Annotated in this window: 14 protein-coding genes; 7 read left to right on the top strand and 7 right to left on the bottom strand. The window is 58.5% G+C overall.

Annotation, left to right across the window (positions count from 1 at the left end; translation table 11 throughout):
• Nucleotides 1–23 precede the first annotated feature (23 nt).
• From F8R23_RS14875 to F8R23_RS14865, 3 genes are all read right to left on the bottom strand, one after another.
• On the bottom strand, nt 24–2,204 hold the full coding sequence (locus F8R23_RS14875; protein ID WP_151415762.1) for a carbon starvation CstA family protein: 2,181 nt from the start codon (nt 2,202–2,204) through the stop codon (nt 24–26).
• A gap of 247 nt (nt 2,205–2,451) precedes the next feature.
• Nucleotides 2,452–3,162, bottom strand: coding sequence for a trehalose-6-phosphate synthase (locus F8R23_RS14870; RefSeq protein ID WP_151415761.1), 711 nt, complete (start codon nt 3,160–3,162; stop codon nt 2,452–2,454).
• 72 nt (nt 3,163–3,234) lie between these two features.
• Nucleotides 3,235–4,614 (bottom strand): glutamine synthetase family protein, encoded by a 1,380-nt coding sequence (locus F8R23_RS14865; protein WP_151415760.1) that lies wholly within the window; start codon nt 4,612–4,614, stop codon nt 3,235–3,237.
• Nucleotides 4,615–4,808: 194 nt separating this feature from the next.
• On the opposite strand from F8R23_RS14865, the gene F8R23_RS14860 reads away from it, so the two are divergent.
• On the top strand, nt 4,809–5,144 hold the full coding sequence (locus F8R23_RS14860; RefSeq protein WP_151415759.1) for a hypothetical protein: 336 nt from the start codon (nt 4,809–4,811) through the stop codon (nt 5,142–5,144).
• A 168-nt stretch (nt 5,145–5,312) separates the two neighbouring features.
• On the opposite strand, the gene yncE is transcribed toward F8R23_RS14860, so the two are convergent.
• The 4 genes from yncE to F8R23_RS14840 all read right to left on the bottom strand — a co-directional run bounded on the left by yncE (nt 5,313) and on the right by F8R23_RS14840 (nt 9,095).
• Nucleotides 5,313–6,389: a 7-bladed beta-propeller protein YncE gene (yncE, locus tag F8R23_RS14855; RefSeq protein ID WP_151415758.1), complete on the bottom strand. Its 1,077-nt coding sequence runs from the start codon at nt 6,387–6,389 to the stop codon at nt 5,313–5,315.
• A gap of 284 nt (nt 6,390–6,673) precedes the next feature.
• Nucleotides 6,674–7,072 carry a hypothetical protein gene (locus F8R23_RS14850; protein WP_314725595.1) on the bottom strand — a complete coding sequence of 133 codons (399 nt, stop codon included), beginning with the start codon at nt 7,070–7,072 and terminating at the stop codon, nt 6,674–6,676.
• The gene (locus tag F8R23_RS14845) at nt 7,069–8,073 is read right to left on the bottom strand and encodes a hypothetical protein (RefSeq protein ID WP_129937934.1); all 1,005 of its coding nucleotides are present in this window, start codon (nt 8,071–8,073) and stop codon (nt 7,069–7,071) included. The genes F8R23_RS14850 and F8R23_RS14845 overlap by 4 nt, the downstream gene beginning before the upstream one ends.
• A 119-nt stretch (nt 8,074–8,192) precedes the next feature.
• Complete coding sequence (locus F8R23_RS14840; RefSeq protein ID WP_151415757.1) at nt 8,193–9,095, bottom strand: LysR family transcriptional regulator; 903 nt, start codon at nt 9,093–9,095, stop codon at nt 8,193–8,195.
• A 169-nt stretch (nt 9,096–9,264) separates the two neighbouring features.
• Here F8R23_RS14840 and F8R23_RS14835 point away from each other — a divergent pair, with 169 nt between their 5' ends.
• The 6 genes from F8R23_RS14835 to F8R23_RS14810 all read left to right on the top strand — a co-directional run bounded on the left by F8R23_RS14835 (nt 9,265) and on the right by F8R23_RS14810 (nt 15,023).
• On the top strand, nt 9,265–9,963 hold the full coding sequence (locus tag F8R23_RS14835) for a CoA transferase subunit A (protein ID WP_151415756.1): 699 nt from the start codon (nt 9,265–9,267) through the stop codon (nt 9,961–9,963).
• A gap of 10 nt (nt 9,964–9,973) precedes the next feature.
• Nucleotides 9,974–10,627, top strand: coding sequence for a CoA transferase subunit B (locus F8R23_RS14830; RefSeq protein WP_151415755.1), 654 nt, complete (start codon nt 9,974–9,976; stop codon nt 10,625–10,627).
• A 23-nt stretch (nt 10,628–10,650) separates the two neighbouring features.
• On the top strand, nt 10,651–11,832 hold the full coding sequence (locus F8R23_RS14825) for an acetyl-CoA C-acetyltransferase (protein ID WP_151415804.1): 1,182 nt from the start codon (nt 10,651–10,653) through the stop codon (nt 11,830–11,832).
• A gap of 17 nt (nt 11,833–11,849) precedes the next feature.
• On the top strand, nt 11,850–12,773 hold the full coding sequence (locus tag F8R23_RS14820) for a 3-hydroxyacyl-CoA dehydrogenase family protein (protein ID WP_151415754.1): 924 nt from the start codon (nt 11,850–11,852) through the stop codon (nt 12,771–12,773).
• A 72-nt stretch (nt 12,774–12,845) separates the two neighbouring features.
• The gene (locus F8R23_RS14815; protein ID WP_211369076.1) at nt 12,846–14,240 is read left to right on the top strand and encodes a GntP family permease; all 1,395 of its coding nucleotides are present in this window, start codon (nt 12,846–12,848) and stop codon (nt 14,238–14,240) included.
• Nucleotides 14,241–14,252: 12 nt separating this feature from the next.
• Nucleotides 14,253–15,023: a 3-hydroxybutyrate dehydrogenase gene (locus F8R23_RS14810; protein ID WP_112349045.1), complete on the top strand. Its 771-nt coding sequence runs from the start codon at nt 14,253–14,255 to the stop codon at nt 15,021–15,023.
• Nucleotides 15,024–15,045: the final 22 nt, after the last annotated feature.

Here is a 15,045-nt window from a genome sequence, read left to right as displayed (position 1 = left end):
GCAGGGTATCCGTTAAATCACCATCAGTGCTGCGGTGAAACTTTGACGTCTCCCTCAGTTACGCCGTTGGAAGGCGCTTCTTCAGGCACCGGCACGTAAGGCGTTTCCTGGTCGCTGCGGTTCGGGTTTTTGTGTGCCGCCATGGCGGTTTTCACCCCGTAGAAGATGATGCTGTACACCACCAGCAGGAACAGAATGCTCAGCCCGGCGTTGGTGTAGTTGTTCACCACGATATGGTTCATGTTGGCCACCTGCTGGGTGGTCAGCTCGGCGCCGCCTTCGGCGATTTTGCGTTTGTACTCGCCGGCCTGGAAGAAGAAGCCTTCCAACTGCGGATTGTCGCTGAACAGCTTCAGGCCCAGGGCGTAGGTGGTACAAATCAGCAGCCACACCGCCGGTAGCACGGTGACCCAAATGTACTTGGCGCGCTTCATCTTAATCAGTACCACGGTACCCAGCACCAGCGCCACGGCGGCCAGCATCTGGTTGGAGATGCCGAACAGCGGCCACAGGCTTTTCACGCCGCCGAGCGGATCGACCACCCCTTGATACAGCAGGTAGCCCCACAGACCCACACAACCAGCAGTGCCGACAATACCGGCCACCAGCGAGTCGGTTTTTTTCAGGAACGGCGCAAAGTTGCCCAGCAAGTCCTGCAGCATAAAGCGGCCGGAGCGGGTACCTGCGTCCAGTGCGGTCAGGATGAACAGTGCTTCAAACAGAATACCGAAGTGGTACCAGAAGCCCATATTGGCGCCAGGAATGATCTGGTGGAACACGTGGGCGATACCCACCGCCAGCGTAGGCGCACCACCGGCACGGTTCAGCACGGAAGGTTCGCCGATGTCTGTGGCGGTCTGCAGGATCTGTTCCGGGCTGATGACAAAGCCCCAGGAGCTGACGGTCGCCGCCGCATGGGCGGTCACATCACGCAGTGAAGCCATGATCATCGGCGCATCTTCGGTGCCCAAACGGTGCAGATCCGGCATGGTGATGCCCAGTGCCGCCGGTGGGGTGTTCATGGCGAAGTACAGGCCCGGTTCGATGATCGATGCCGCGACCAGCGCCATAATGGCGACGAAGGACTCCATCAGCATCGCGCCGTAACCGATAAAGCGAGCGTCTTTCTCATTGGCCAACAGCTTCGGCGTGGTGCCGGAGGCAATCAGCGCATGGAAGCCGGACACCGCGCCACAGGCGATGGTAATGAACAGGAATGGGAACACCGAGCCTTTCCACACCGGGCCGGTACCGTCGATAAACTGGGTGACCGCCGGCATTTTCAGCTCAGGGTTGAGGATTACGATGCCAATCGCCAGCCCGACAATGACACCAATTTTCAGGAAGGTCGCCAGATAGTCACGCGGTGCCAGGATCAACCACACCGGCAGCAGAGCGGAAACAAACGCATAGCCAATCAGCGTATAGGTGATGGTGGTGTCTTTGAAGGTCAGCGCCGGGCCCCAGTACGGGTCGTGGGCGATCACGCCGCCGAACCAGATGGATGCCACCAGCAGCACGATGCCAATCACCGACACTTCACCGACCCGGCCAGGGCGCAGGAAGCGCATGTAGACGCCCATAAACAGGGCAATCGGCACGGTGGCACAGACGGTGAACACGCCCCACGGGCTTTCTGCCAGCGCTTTTACTACGATCAGGGCCAGCACCGCCAGGATGATGATCATAATCAGGAAGCAGCCAAACAGTGCGATGGTGCCCGGTACCGGACCCATTTCCTTTTTGATGATCTCACCGAGCGATGCGCCGTTGCGGCGTGAGGAGATGAACAGCACCATAAAGTCCTGCACTGCCCCCGCCAGCACCACGCCGCCCAGTAACCACAGCGTGCCAGGCAGGTAACCGACCTGCGCAGCCAGCACCGGACCGACCAGCGGGCCTGCACCGGCAATGGCGGCGAAGTGGTGGCCGAACAGCACGTTCTTGTTGGTCGGCACGTAGTTCAGGCCATCGTTGTTGACCACCGCTGGGGTGGCGCGGAAGGTATCCAGCTTCATCACCTTGGTGGCGATGTACAGGCTGTAGTAGCGGTAGGCCACCAGATACACCGCCACCGAGGCGACGATGATCCACAGGGCGCTGATATTCTCGCCACGGCGCAGTGCTACCACGCCCAGGCAGGAAGCGCCGAGTATCCCCAGCAGCATCCAGGGTATGTGTTTTAAAATCCCCTCTCGGTTCATCGAGATATCCTTAGTTCAAATCTGCAAAAATGAGTGAGTTAATCCGCTTATAAGATGTTTCAGGCACGGGGCCCGGGTGCGGATAACGGTCGGGTATAGGTTTAGGAACAGCTCATCATTGCGGCTTGGGGCAGGGGAAGACATCTGAATTTCAGTCAGCGGTGCCATAGGGGCGCTAAGCGGTCAAAAAACCGGGGTGAGCGGTTGGGCGCTGCGCGGCAACGCCAACCGGGTGGGCAGTTCTGAGTCAGTAAATCTTGCGGGCGTTGATCCCGGCGGGGAAGATGCCGGTGGCGAAGATATGGCCGTTAACCTGTAGCTGGTCGTCGGGCAGTATCTCGACCGGGTATTCGCTAGCCAGATAATTGAGGAAGTTATTGCGGTCGTCGAGCGACTGAAAGCCGATCAGGTCGTAGAAAAACAGCGACCCGATTAAGCCGTGGTGCTCGGGGATCTGCCTGAGCAGCGCCGCCGACGGAAACGGCAAATGGAAGAAGAACGCGCAGGGGTTCAACAGCCCCTGTTCCTTCAACGCCTGGCCGCAGGGCAGCAACTGATAATCATCAATGCAGATGATGTCGTTCGGGCACACATACTCGCAGGCGATATCGGCGAAGTGCTGGTTGAGTTGCCGATAAGCGCGGTAGTTCTCGGGCGTGAAATGTGCCTTCTCCGGGTGGTTATGGAATACCGGCCACAGGCCATCGTGATAGTAACCCTGATAGTGGAAGTGAAACTCTTCGGTGGACAGCGGAAAGGTCACTTGCTGATAGCCGCTACGATGCTGATGGCTGACCGGGCGCAGCGGTGCGGCGCCAAAGTTCTGCACGTCACCGTTCCAGCCCAGCCACAGCCCTTGCTCATTATCACTGGCCTCAACGGCCGAGAGCGCCTGCGTAGCGCAGGCCAAATCTTTGCTGTCACACTGCTTATTTGAGATCAAAACCAAACGAGACATGGTGCTCACCTTGTTCAATCATGGGGTGTAGGGGGCGAAGATATTCGCCCTATGAATGCAGAGTCCGGCGCGTTACAGCATCCAGCTGATTTCCGCGGCGGTGACCTGCCCTTCAAAGCGGTGCAGTTCGGCGGTCTTGCAGGTGTGCCACAGCGCGGTAAACGCCGGGCCGAGGTTTTCGCGCAGCGCCGGGCATTGGCGAAACAACGTTAACGCCTGCTGCTGGCTGAGCGGCAGCACCGCCGCATCGTCATTTTCATAACCGTTGCCGCAGGCTGCCGGGGGGAGGGGGAGCGAGTGCTCCAGCCCATACAGCATGCCGCTCAGCATCGCTGCCACCGCCAGATAAGGATTGGCATCGGCACCGGCCAGCCGGTATTCGATGCGCTGGTTGGCACTGTCGGCGCAGGGCAGGCGTAGCGCCACCGTGCGGTTGTTGTGCCCCCAGGAGGCACGCAGCGGTACGTGCATGCCAGGGCGGAAACGGCGGAAGGCGTTGATGTTCGGAGCGAGTATCGCCATCGAGGCCGGCATCAGTGCCAGCATGCCGGCCATCACCTGCGTCATGACGGGGCTCAGTTCACCCGGTGTGCTGGCCAGCAGATTGTTGCCCTGCTCATCCTGCAGGCTGATATGGAAATGCAAACCGCTGCCGGCCGCCTGTGCACAGGGTTTGGCCATAAAGCAGGCATGCTGGTGGTGTTTCTCCGCAACCTGACGCGTGAGCCGCTTCAGGGCCAGCACCTGGTCACAGGCTTCCACCACCCGGGCGCTGTGGTGCAGGTTCAGCTCATACTGGCCGGAGGCCGCTTCGGCCACCACGCCGGTCAGCGGCAGCGTTTGCAGCCTGGCCTGATGTTCGATGTCATTGAGCAGTGCATGGTGGCGTTCCGGGGCATCGACAGAAAAACTTTGCGTTGGGCACTGGCTGGCGTCGGCAGGTTGTTGCCGCGGATCGTGCAGATAAAACTCCAGCTCTGCTGCGATCACCGGGTAGAAACCCTTGGCCTGCAGGCGTTTGAGCACCTGTTGCAGCACCACGCGCGGCTCCAGTTCACAGGCGTCGCCTTCGGTGTTGGTCATTGTCAGCAGCAGTTGGGCATGGTGCTGTGGGTCACGGGCGCAGGGGCGCAATGTGCCGGGAACCGGCAGGCACAACCTGTCCGGCTCCCCGGCCTGCTGACCCAACCCACTTTCTTCAATCACCTGCCCCCCGAGATCCATGGCGTAGATCGACAGCGGGAAATAGCAACCCTTGTCCAGTGTGAACAACTCGGCGATAGGCAGGCGTTTACCGCGAAACTGGCCGTTCAAATCGTTGAGATAAATATCGACGTGTTCGGTGTTGGGGTAGCGCTGTAAATATTGCTCAACTTCTTTGCGCAATGAACGCGCCTGCGTGGCGGGAATATCCGCCAGCATCGGGTTGAAGCCAATAATATTAGAATACATGAAACATCCGTCTCGTGAGGCCATATTGGCGATGTAATGATGTTATCTGTGGCCCTAAAAACTGTCTGTAAAAACGCCGTAACTTTAATTCCGCCCGGAATAAAAAAGCTGTAAATAATGCGTCGCCGTCTGATGGCTGAATAATAAATAGCCGCATATACTGCGAATCATTGGGTTATTCAGGAGAGAAGTTTATGATCAGAGCCTTAATCGTATTTATCGCCGCCATCACGGCGTTCAACGTCGCGGCGTCGTCGGAGGCTGCCTGGGCCAGTGGCGATAAAGCGCTGCAAGCGGCCTGTCTGAAAGCCAGCGGACTGAAAGGGGCCAAAGCCGCCGGAAGCATTATTCATTATGGCGACGACGTCGGTTACTCGGCGCTGCTGCTGAGCGGCCGTTACCCGCAGGCGTTTATGCACAACAAGCCGGGCAAAGAGCTGTGCCTTTACCAACGTGCGACCAAAAAAGTGGTGATCCAGGATGCCGACGGGCTGGTGGGTAAGCACGTCGACTCATTTAATGGCAGTTAGTGAAGCAAAGCTCTGAATAACTATGTGCAACACTGCTTAGGTGAACATCCCCCTCTCCAGGGGGAGAGGGCCGGGGTGAGGGGCTTTGTGTCGATGTGTATCCCCTCACCCTAACCCTCTCACCAGGGAGAGGGGACAAAATAACTGACGATAGCGCCCCTGTCGGTGTTATTTCAAAGCGATACGGATCACGTCATCCGGCGCCGTGGCCTCTTTCTCACGGCTGGAAGCCTGCTTGACGCTGACGTACAGCGTTTGGCCATCCGGTGACAGCGCCAGGCTGTTCGGGTGGGTCGGCGTCTTGATGGTTTGCAGCAGCTTGTAGCTCTTGGCGTCAATCACGCTCACTTCACCGGCCTGGCGATGGGTCACATAGACTTCATTACGCGCCGGGTTGAACAGCACCGCCAGCGATTCCGGCACGTCGATCTTGCTCAGAATTTTGCCGTCGCGGGTATCGACAACCAGCACCTGCGCTTGCTTGGAGTCAGTGATAAAGGCGCGGTGAGTGGCCGGATCCAGGCTGATGTTCAGGAAGAAGTGCTCTTTGGACTCATCGAGCTTCTTGCGGCTGACGACCTTGTTGGTTTTGGTGTCGATAGTCACCAGTTCGCCATCGGCGTTGGTGACATACAGACGGCCGGCAGCAGCGTCCAGCGCCAGGCCGGTGCCGTATTTGCCGGTCTCGGTGATGGTGGTGCGCAGGGTCAGATCCTTGCCGTCGACCACCCAAACCACGCTGGATTCACCCAGCCCGGTGATATACAGGGTATCGGTGGTGGCATCGGCGACCAGCTCACGCGGAGCCAGGGGTTTTACCGTCTCGGAACGCTTGCGCGCATCCAGCACCAGGCGGCCTTTCACCTCACCGGTTTTGCCGTCGATGGCGGTCACCGAATTGTTGGTGGTGTTACCGAAGAACAGCGTGTCGGTTTTGCTGTTAATGGCTGCGCCGAAAGGTTTGATGTCGTTGTGAATGATCTGGGTGATATCCAGCGTTTGTGGATCCAAACGATAGACTACGCCACCTTTATCCAGCTTGCGGCTTTGCGAAGTGGCCAGGTACAGCGCGTTCTCGCCCTGACTGTAGACCATCTCATAAGCACCTTTGCCGACCGGTTTACGCAGCAGTTCTGGCTCGCCCTGGGCCAGCAGCGGGGCAGAAAACAGCATTGAAGTGAGCAGCAGCAATGGGAAAGCGGTGCGCGTGCCGAAACGGCGGTTGCGAGTTGTTGCAGAGTTCATAACCTCTCCATGGAGTTAAAGAGCCTGTCGCCGCAGAGCCGTTGCCCTGAGGTCAAGAAAGCTCAACATTGAATTGAAGGTAAAGTCCTGCCGGTTGCGTCGTGGCGCACCGGATCCTGTTCTTGAGAATAGTAATCATTATTTATTGAGAATGGGAGTTATTTCAATGGAGGCTGGGGTGAAAATCACAGTGTGGAGGATTGGCTGGCGGCCATTTCCCGTTCTATAGCGGTGCTAGCCCAGTTCGCAGGGGCTGACTGGGCGATGGTGGTTGAATATCATTGTTAAATACTGTTCTTAATGAGAAAAATAAAAATACAACCAACGACGATAATAAAAGCTTCCACAAGCAAAAATATAAAGTCTAACGCCAACCATTTTTGTAACGCCGGGGACGTCGTCTTTTGCACGAAAGCGTAAGTTTTTGCATCAAGCCAAACCTGATCTCTTATCTTTATTTTTTTATTCTTCAGGATCCAGAGAAACCACTGAGCTTTCAGGGAGGTACCGAGCATGCCAAGGCTATCTGCGAAGGCAACATAGGGAGGGATAAAGTATCCCTTGGTTACATAGTCTTGATAAAAAACGTCAAATTCTTTTTTATGACGGTGATAGCAGAGATACTGAATGAGGGCTCCTAAAGCCAGCAGCAACAAACACAGTATGACGATAATTTTCATCATTCACCTACCACCAGGGTAGTCAAATAATCGGAACCCATGCTGCCTAGAGTGGAGCCTGCCGCACCTCCGATAGCTGCTCCCGCAACACCACAAACGATCACACCTGCTCCTGCTGTTGCGGCACCAAGAACAATTGAACAAGCTGTAATAGCAAGGCCTGCACCTACATTACCCCCCCAAATTCCGGCAGCGGTACTCGCAGCAAAATTACTGTACCCCTTAACCGCGATTTTGGTGCATTCCTGCTCCCTGCCGCTGGTGCAGGCGTTATAAACGTCATTGGTGGTATTCAACCCACTGAGGCCGATGCCAACCCAACCGCCGGCTTTCATAAATTTCGCAGCGCGGCTGGCGCTGTCGATATAGTTGGAATAGCCCTTAATCGCGCCGACTCCGGCGGTACTCCATTCATGCACCAGTGATTTGCTGGAAAGCCCCAGAGCATGCTTAATCTGGCTATATTCTTTCATATTGAGCTGGGCGCGGGTCAGGCGATTGAGTAACGGTTTTAATGTACCAAACAGCCGCGCTCGCTCCACCTGAAACTGGGTGCCGATCAGCGCACCGCTCATGCGGAATTGATTCTGATAGGTTTTTTCAATGTCGATCAGGATATTTTTGATCTGGCCAAAGTAACGTTCACCGGCATCAGAAGCCAGTCCGATGACGGTATCACCGTAGCTGGTGAAAGCGGCGATGGCGGCATAGTTGCGGTGTAAAAAAGCGGGAAAATCGCCGCCACCGGCTTGCACTGCCTTGCTGGTGCGAGTCTTGGCCTGCATCAACATGGCGAGCTGCACCGCCTGGTTAGGGTTACGCGGGTCGGCAACGATCAACATTTGCCCCGGCTGCACTATTGGCGTGTCGGCATTGAGTTGCAGAAAATAGTCGGCTGCTTTTGAGGGCTTGCCGCCAAACAGATAGTGGGCTTGATAGGCCAAAGGGCCAGCCTGCTGAGCGATGCAATAGCCTGGCGCAATACTGCTGGGCTTCTGTTCCATGTCGAATGAATTCCCTATTTTTACGGAAACTTAACATTTTCTGTAGAATGAGAACAGGTTCGGGTTCAGGCTACGGGGGCAGAATTCTCTGAAAAACCTGAATTATCCCGTCAAACCCCTCATTCCATCCCACTCATCGCCATTTCCCGTTCAATTACCCCGGCCAGCGCCTGGGCCGCCGAAGACAGACGGTGCTGGGCGAGGCGGATCAGTCCGACGCGTCGTTCAATCACCGGGCCGAATAACGGCACGCAGGTTGCACCTAACTCGCCCATCTGTTGTTCACACAGCGCCGGTACCGCGCTGGCGCCCAGCCCGTTGGCCACCATGCGCCCGACCGTCACCAACTGGTGGCTTTCAAACGCCACCTCCAGCGTTCTGCCACTTTTGGCCAGCGTCTGTTCCAGCAGCAAACGCACTGCAGAAGGGCGCTGCAGGGTAATAAAGTCCAGCGTCAGCAGCTCTTTCCAACTCACCTGCGCCCGGCCTGCCAGCGGCGAATCCTTCGGCACTACCGCCACAAAACGATCGTTGCACAACGGGGTGAAGTGCAGGGTATCGCTGGGCTCCGGCTCGAAGGCAATGCCCATTTCCACCCGGCCTTCACGGATCATCTCGAATACCTGCTCGTTAATCACGTCGTGCACCGCCACGTTGATCCCGGCGTAGTGATCGCGAAACACTTTCAGGATCGGCGGCAGCGGATTAGCGGCGAACGAAGGCATGGCAGCGATGGCCACCTTACCCATTTGCAAAGTAAAGCGCTGGTGCATCGCCTCTTCCGCATTGTCCCAGTCCGCCAGCAGTTGGCGTGCCATCGGGAAGAAGCTCTCACCTTCCGGCGTCAGCGCCACGCGGCGCGTGGTACGCAGCAACAACTGTCCCCCCAACGCGTCTTCCAGCCCGCGAATGGCCAGACTCAGCGCCGGCTGCGAAATATTCAGCCGTTCGCTCGCCTGGGCGAAGTTAAGAGTGTGAGCTACCGCTAAAAACGCGCGTAACTGTTTGATGCTCATTTTCATTTTTGAATTATTTAACTCTTTTGAAAACAGCCATTAACAATTGATTAATAAAAATTCTAAATGAATGGGGCACAAAAACAAAATTAACAAATCATTTTTGTGACCTGATGATGCCTTTACAGCAGCAGGGGTATACCGCCCATTGCTACAGAACACTCAGAGGCAGCGAATGGCAGGGCTCGATAAACGCGTCGGAAGCTACCAGGAAGCGCTGGCAGGCCTGACGGACAATATGACGGTGCTGGCGGGCGGTTTCGGCCTGTGCGGCATCCCGGAAAACCTGATTAATGAGATCCGTCGTTTGGGAGTGACCGGCCTGACGGTGGTATCAAACAACTGCGGCATCGACGGCTTTGGTCTCAGCCTGCTGCTGGAAAATAGACAGATCAGCAAGGTGGTGGCCTCCTACGTTGGGGAGAACGCACTGTTCGAGCAACAGGCGATCAGCGGCGAGCTGGAGGTGGAGCTGACGCCGCAAGGATCGCTGGCGGAAAAAATCCGCGCCGGGGGAGCCGGTATTCCGGCGTTCTTCACCGCCACCGGCTACGGCACCCCGGTAGCCGAAGGCAAGGAAATGCGCGAATTCAACGGCCGCCCCTACATCATGGAGCAGGCAATCACCGGCGACTTCGCCATTATCAAGGGCTGGAAAGCCGATCACTTCGGCAATGTCATCTATCGCCACACCGCGCAGAACTTTAACCCGCTGATGGCCACCGCCGGACGGATCACCGTGGTGGAGGTGGAAGAGATCGTCGCACCGGGTGAACTGGATCCGGCGGCGATCCACACCCCCGGTATCTACGTTGACCGCCTGATCCAGGGCAGTTTCGAAAAGCGCATTGAACAGCGCACTCTGCGTACCTGAGGAGAACCCCATGCTTACCCGTGAACAAATGGCGCAGCGCGTGGCACAAGAACTGCGTGACGGTGACTACGTCAATCTGGGGATCGGCATTCCGACGCTGGTGGCCAACTATGTGCCGCCGGGCATGGACGTGATGCTGCAATCCGAAAACGGCCTGCTGGGCATGGGCGGCTTCCCGACCGAAGCTGAGCTGGATGCCGACATGATCAACGCCGGTAAGCAGACGGTCACCGCCCGTATCGGCGCCTCGATTTTCGACTCGGCACAGTCGTTCGCCATGATCCGCGGCGGCCATGTTGATCTCACCGTGTTGGGTGCTTTTGAGGTGGACGTTGAGGGCAATATTGCCTCGTGGATGATCCCCGGCAAGTTGGTGAAGGGCATGGGCGGCGCGATGGATCTGGTGGCCGGTGCGGAGAACATCATTGTGGTGATGACCCACGCGTCAAAGAGTGGCGAGTCCAAGCTGTTACCGCGCTGCACGTTGCCGTTGACCGGTGCCAGTTGCATTCGCAAGGTTCTGACCGATCTGGCCTATCTGGAAATTGAAAACGGTGCCTTTGTGCTGCGCGAACGTGCGCCCGGCGTCAGCGTGGAGGAGATTGTCGCCAAAACCGCCGGTCGGCTGATAGTGCCGACTCAGGTGCCGGAGATGCGCTTCTGATGATGTTATCCAGGGAGAAAACCATGCAACAGGTAGTGATTGTGGCGGCCACGCGCACGCCGATTGGCAGTTTTCAGGGGGCGCTGGCTATGTTGTCGGCGGTGGATCTGGGCACGGTGGTGGTGAAAGCCTTACTGGCGCGCAGCGGTGTTTCAGCGGATCAGGTGGATGAAGTGATCCTCGGGCAGGTGCTGACGGCCGGTTGTGGCCAGAACCCGGCACGTCAGACCGCGTTGAACGCCGGGCTGCCCTATAGCGTACCGGCGCTGACCATCAATAAGGTCTGCGGTTCTGGGTTGAAGGCGATCCATCTGGCGGTGCAGGCGATCCGCTGTGGTGACGCCGAAGTGATTATCGCCGGGGGCCAGGAAAGCATGAGTCAGTCACCATACCTGATCAACGGGGCGCGTGCCGGGTTGCGTCTCGGCCACGGTCAGTTGATCGACAGCGTGATCCAGGACGGCCTGTGGGATGCCTTCAACGATTATCACATGGGCATCACCGCCGAAAATCTGGCTGAAAAATATGCCATCAGCCGCAGTGAGCAGGATGAGTTTGCGCTGCGGTCACAGCAGAAAACCCAGGCCGCGCAGCAGGCCGGACGTTTTGTGGCGGAAATCACCCCGGTAGAGGTGCCTAAACCCAGGGGCGAACCGCTGCGGGTGGCCAGTGACGAGCAACCCCGCGGCGACGCCACGCTGGAAAGTCTGGCCCGGCTGCGTCCGGCGTTCCGCAAAGACGGTACGGTGACCGCCGGTAACGCTTCCTCAATTAACGACGGTGCGGCGGCGGTGCTGTTGATGAGCGCGGCGAAGGCGGCCGAGCTGAAGCTGCCGGTGCTGGCGCACATTGCCGGCTATGCGGCATCGGGTGTTGATCCGGCGATCATGGGGATTGGTCCGGTACCGGCGGCGCGTCGCTGTCTGGCCAACGCCGGTTGGTCGCTGAGCGAAGTCGATTTGATCGAGGCCAATGAAGCCTTTGCCGCACAGGCGCTGGCCGTCGGCCGCGAACTGGAGTGGGACAGCGCCAGGGTCAATGTTAACGGCGGGGCGATAGCGCTCGGGCATCCGATCGGGGCTTCCGGTTGCCGTATTTTGGTCACGCTGTTGTATGAGATGCAGCGCCGTGAGGTCAACAAGGGGCTGGCGATGCTGTGCATCGGCGGCGGGCAGGGCGTGGCGCTGGCGGTCGAGCGCGGCTGATTATCTGGGAGGAAGCTATGCATTCACCTGACTATGCAGTGCTTGGCGCCGGGCTGATGGGGATTGGCATCGCCACCCACTTCGCTCGCCATGGTCATGACATTCTGCTGTACGACCCGGATCCGCAACGGCTGGCGGAAGTCCCGGCGGTCGCGGGCAGTATTCTGGCGGAGCTGATCGAGGTTGGGCAGTTAGCGGCGGCAGAGCAGGCGACGGTGCTGGCACGTCTGAGCGTGACCGACGATCTGAACGATGTGGCCCGCGCCCGGCTGTTGATCGAGGCGATCCCCGAGCGCCTGGCGCTCAAGCACGCCTTGTACGAACAGCTGGAAGGGCTGATTGCCGACGATGCGGTGATCGCCAGCAACACCAGCGGTCTGCCGCCGGATGAGTTAGCGGTCAGAATGATCCATCCGCAGCGCCTGTTGATCGCCCATTTTTGGAACCCGCCCCACCTGATCCCGCTGGTGGAAATTGTGCCCGGCAGCGCCACCGATCCCCGCCATCTGGCCGCGGTGCAGGAATTGCTCAGTGGCATGGCGCTGGAGGCGGTGCTGTTGGATCGCGCCGCACCGGGTTTTGTCGGCAACCGGCTGCAGTTTGCGCTACTGCGCGAGGCGCTGTACATCGTGCAAAGCGGCATCGCCAGCCCGCAGGTGGTGGATCAGGTGATGCGAGCTTCGCTTGGGCGGCGCTACGCGATGGTTGGGCCACTGGAGGCTGCCGACATGACCGGACTGGAGACGGTGGCGGATATTGCCCACCACCTGCTGCCGGAGCTGGCGACCGATGACAGCATGATGGCGCTGGTGGAAAGCCGGCTCCGCCAGGGCAACACTGGCCAACGCAGCGGCCAGGGATTTTATCACTGGGATGAAGCACGCAGGGAACGCATTCAACAGCGGCGGGCGCACCAACTGCGTTTTGCTCTGAAACCTTAACCGCACCCAACAACAATAATGAGTTGCTCAATATGGCTGGCGTGGTTCAGACATCAAGGGCAATAGGGAGTGATGATGAGCGTTCTGATTGCCCTGGCAGCACTGGGAGTCCTGATGCTGGCCGCCTATCGCGGCTACAGCGTTATTTTGTTTGCCCCGATCGCCGCGCTGGGCGCGGTGTTATTGACCGATCCCGGCGCGGTCGCCCCGACCTTCACCGGGCTGTTTATGGAAAAGATGGTCGGCTTCGTCAAACTCTACTTCCCGGTGTTTCTGCTGGGGGCGGTGTTTGGCAAACTGATTGAGCTGTCCGGGTTTTCCCGTTCGATAGTGGCCGCGGCGATTAATATTCTTGGCCGTCGCCATGCCATTCCGGTGATTGTGCTGGTCTGCGCGCTGCTGACCTACGGCGGCGTCTCGCTGTTTGTGGTGGCGTTTGCGGTTTACCCCTTCGCCGCCGAGCTGTTCCGCCAGAGCGGTATCCCCAAACGACTGATCCCGGCGACGGTGGCGCTCGGCGCGTTTTCCTTCACCATGGATGCGCTGCCCGGCACGCCACAGATCCAGAACATCATTCCGACCAGCTTTTTCGGCACCAATGCCTGGGCCGCGCCCTGGCTGGGGTTGATTGGCTCGCTGTTTATTATCGCGGTCGGCCTGTTTTATCTTGAACGCCAGCGCCGCAAGGCACAGGCACGGGGTGAAGGCTACGGTACCGAGTTGCTGAATGAGCCTGAAACCCCGGACAATATCAACTTGCCCAACCCGCTGATCGCCATTATGCCGTTGATCCTGGTCGGGCTGTTGAACCTGGGGTTTACCCACTGGATCCCGCAGTGGTATGGCGTTAGCCACGAGCTGACATTGCCGGGGTTGGCCAAACCGATCACCACAGAGATCGGCAAGATCACCGCCATCTGGGCGGTGGAGGCGGCGCTGGTTTCGGGTATTCTGCTGGTGCTGGTTTTTGGTTTCCGTAACGTTCGCGGGCGGCTGGCGGAGGGCAGTAAAACGGCGGTCGGCGGGGCGATTTTGGCGGCGATGAACACCGCTTCGGAATACGGCTTTGGCGCGGTGATCGCGGCGCTGCCGGGGTTTCTGGTGCTGTCGAAGGCGCTGGCAACCATTCCCAATCCGCTGGTGAACGAGGCGGTCAGCGTCACGCTGCTGGCGGGCATCACCGGTTCGGCTTCCGGCGGTATGAGCATCGCGCTGGCGGCCATGTCCGAATCCTTTATCGCTGCCGCCCACGCCGCGCAGATCCCGCTGGAAGTGTTGCACCGGGTGGCTTCCATGGCCAGCGGCGGTATGGACACCTTGCCGCATAACGGCGCGGTGATCACCCTGCTGGCGATCACCGGCCTTAGCCATCGACAAGCCTATGGCGGCATCTTCGCCATCACCCTGATTAAGAGCGCCGCAGTGCTGTTTGTGATCGGCGTGTTCTACCTGACCGGCATTGTTTAAAGGAGCAATAACATGAATTTACAAGGTAAAACCGCACTGGTGACCGGCTCGACCAGCGGTATCGGTCTTGGGCTGGCCTCCAGCCTGGCGGCTGCGGGCGCCCAGGTGATCCTCAACGGGTTTGGCGAGGTGGAGCAGGCGAAGACACATATCGCGGGTTTGGGCGCAGCGCCCGGCTACCACGACGCGGATCTCAGTGACCCGCAGCAGATTGCCGACCTGATGCGCTATGTCGAGCTGGAGTTCGGCGGCACCGATATTCTGGTCAATAACGCCGGTATTCAGCACGTTTCTCCGCTGGAATCCTTTCCGGTCGACAAGTGGAATGCGATTATCGCGATTAACCTGTCGTCAGTGTTTCACACCAGCCGTCTGGCGTTGCCGGGCATGCGAGAGCGCGGCTGGGGGCGCATTATCAATGTTGCCTCGGTGCACGGGCTGGTGGCGTCCAAAGACAAGGCCGCTTATGTGGCGGCCAAGCACGGCGTGGTGGGGCTGACCAAGACCATTGCGCTGGAAACTGCCCGCAGCGCGATTACCTGTAATGCCATCTGCCCCGGCTGGGTGCTGACGCCGCTGGTGCAGCAACAGATCGACAAGCGGGTTGCCGCCGGGGTGGATCCGCAGCAGGCGCGTGATGACCTGCTGGCGGAAAAACAGCCTTCTCAAGAGTTTGTGACACCGGAACAGCTGGGCGAACTGGCGTTATTCCTGTGCAGTGACGCGGCGGTGCAGGTGCGCGGGGCCGCCTGGAATATGGATGGCGGTTGGTTGGCGCAGTAACTCTTTTATCTGAGTCAACGGT

It is taken from the genome of Serratia proteamaculans (assembly GCF_008830365.1).
Taxonomy (GTDB): Bacteria; Pseudomonadota; Gammaproteobacteria; order Enterobacterales; family Enterobacteriaceae; genus Serratia; species Serratia proteamaculans.
The sequence above is the reverse complement of the archived record's forward strand: the minus strand, read 5'-3'. Positions and strand labels throughout refer to the sequence as shown.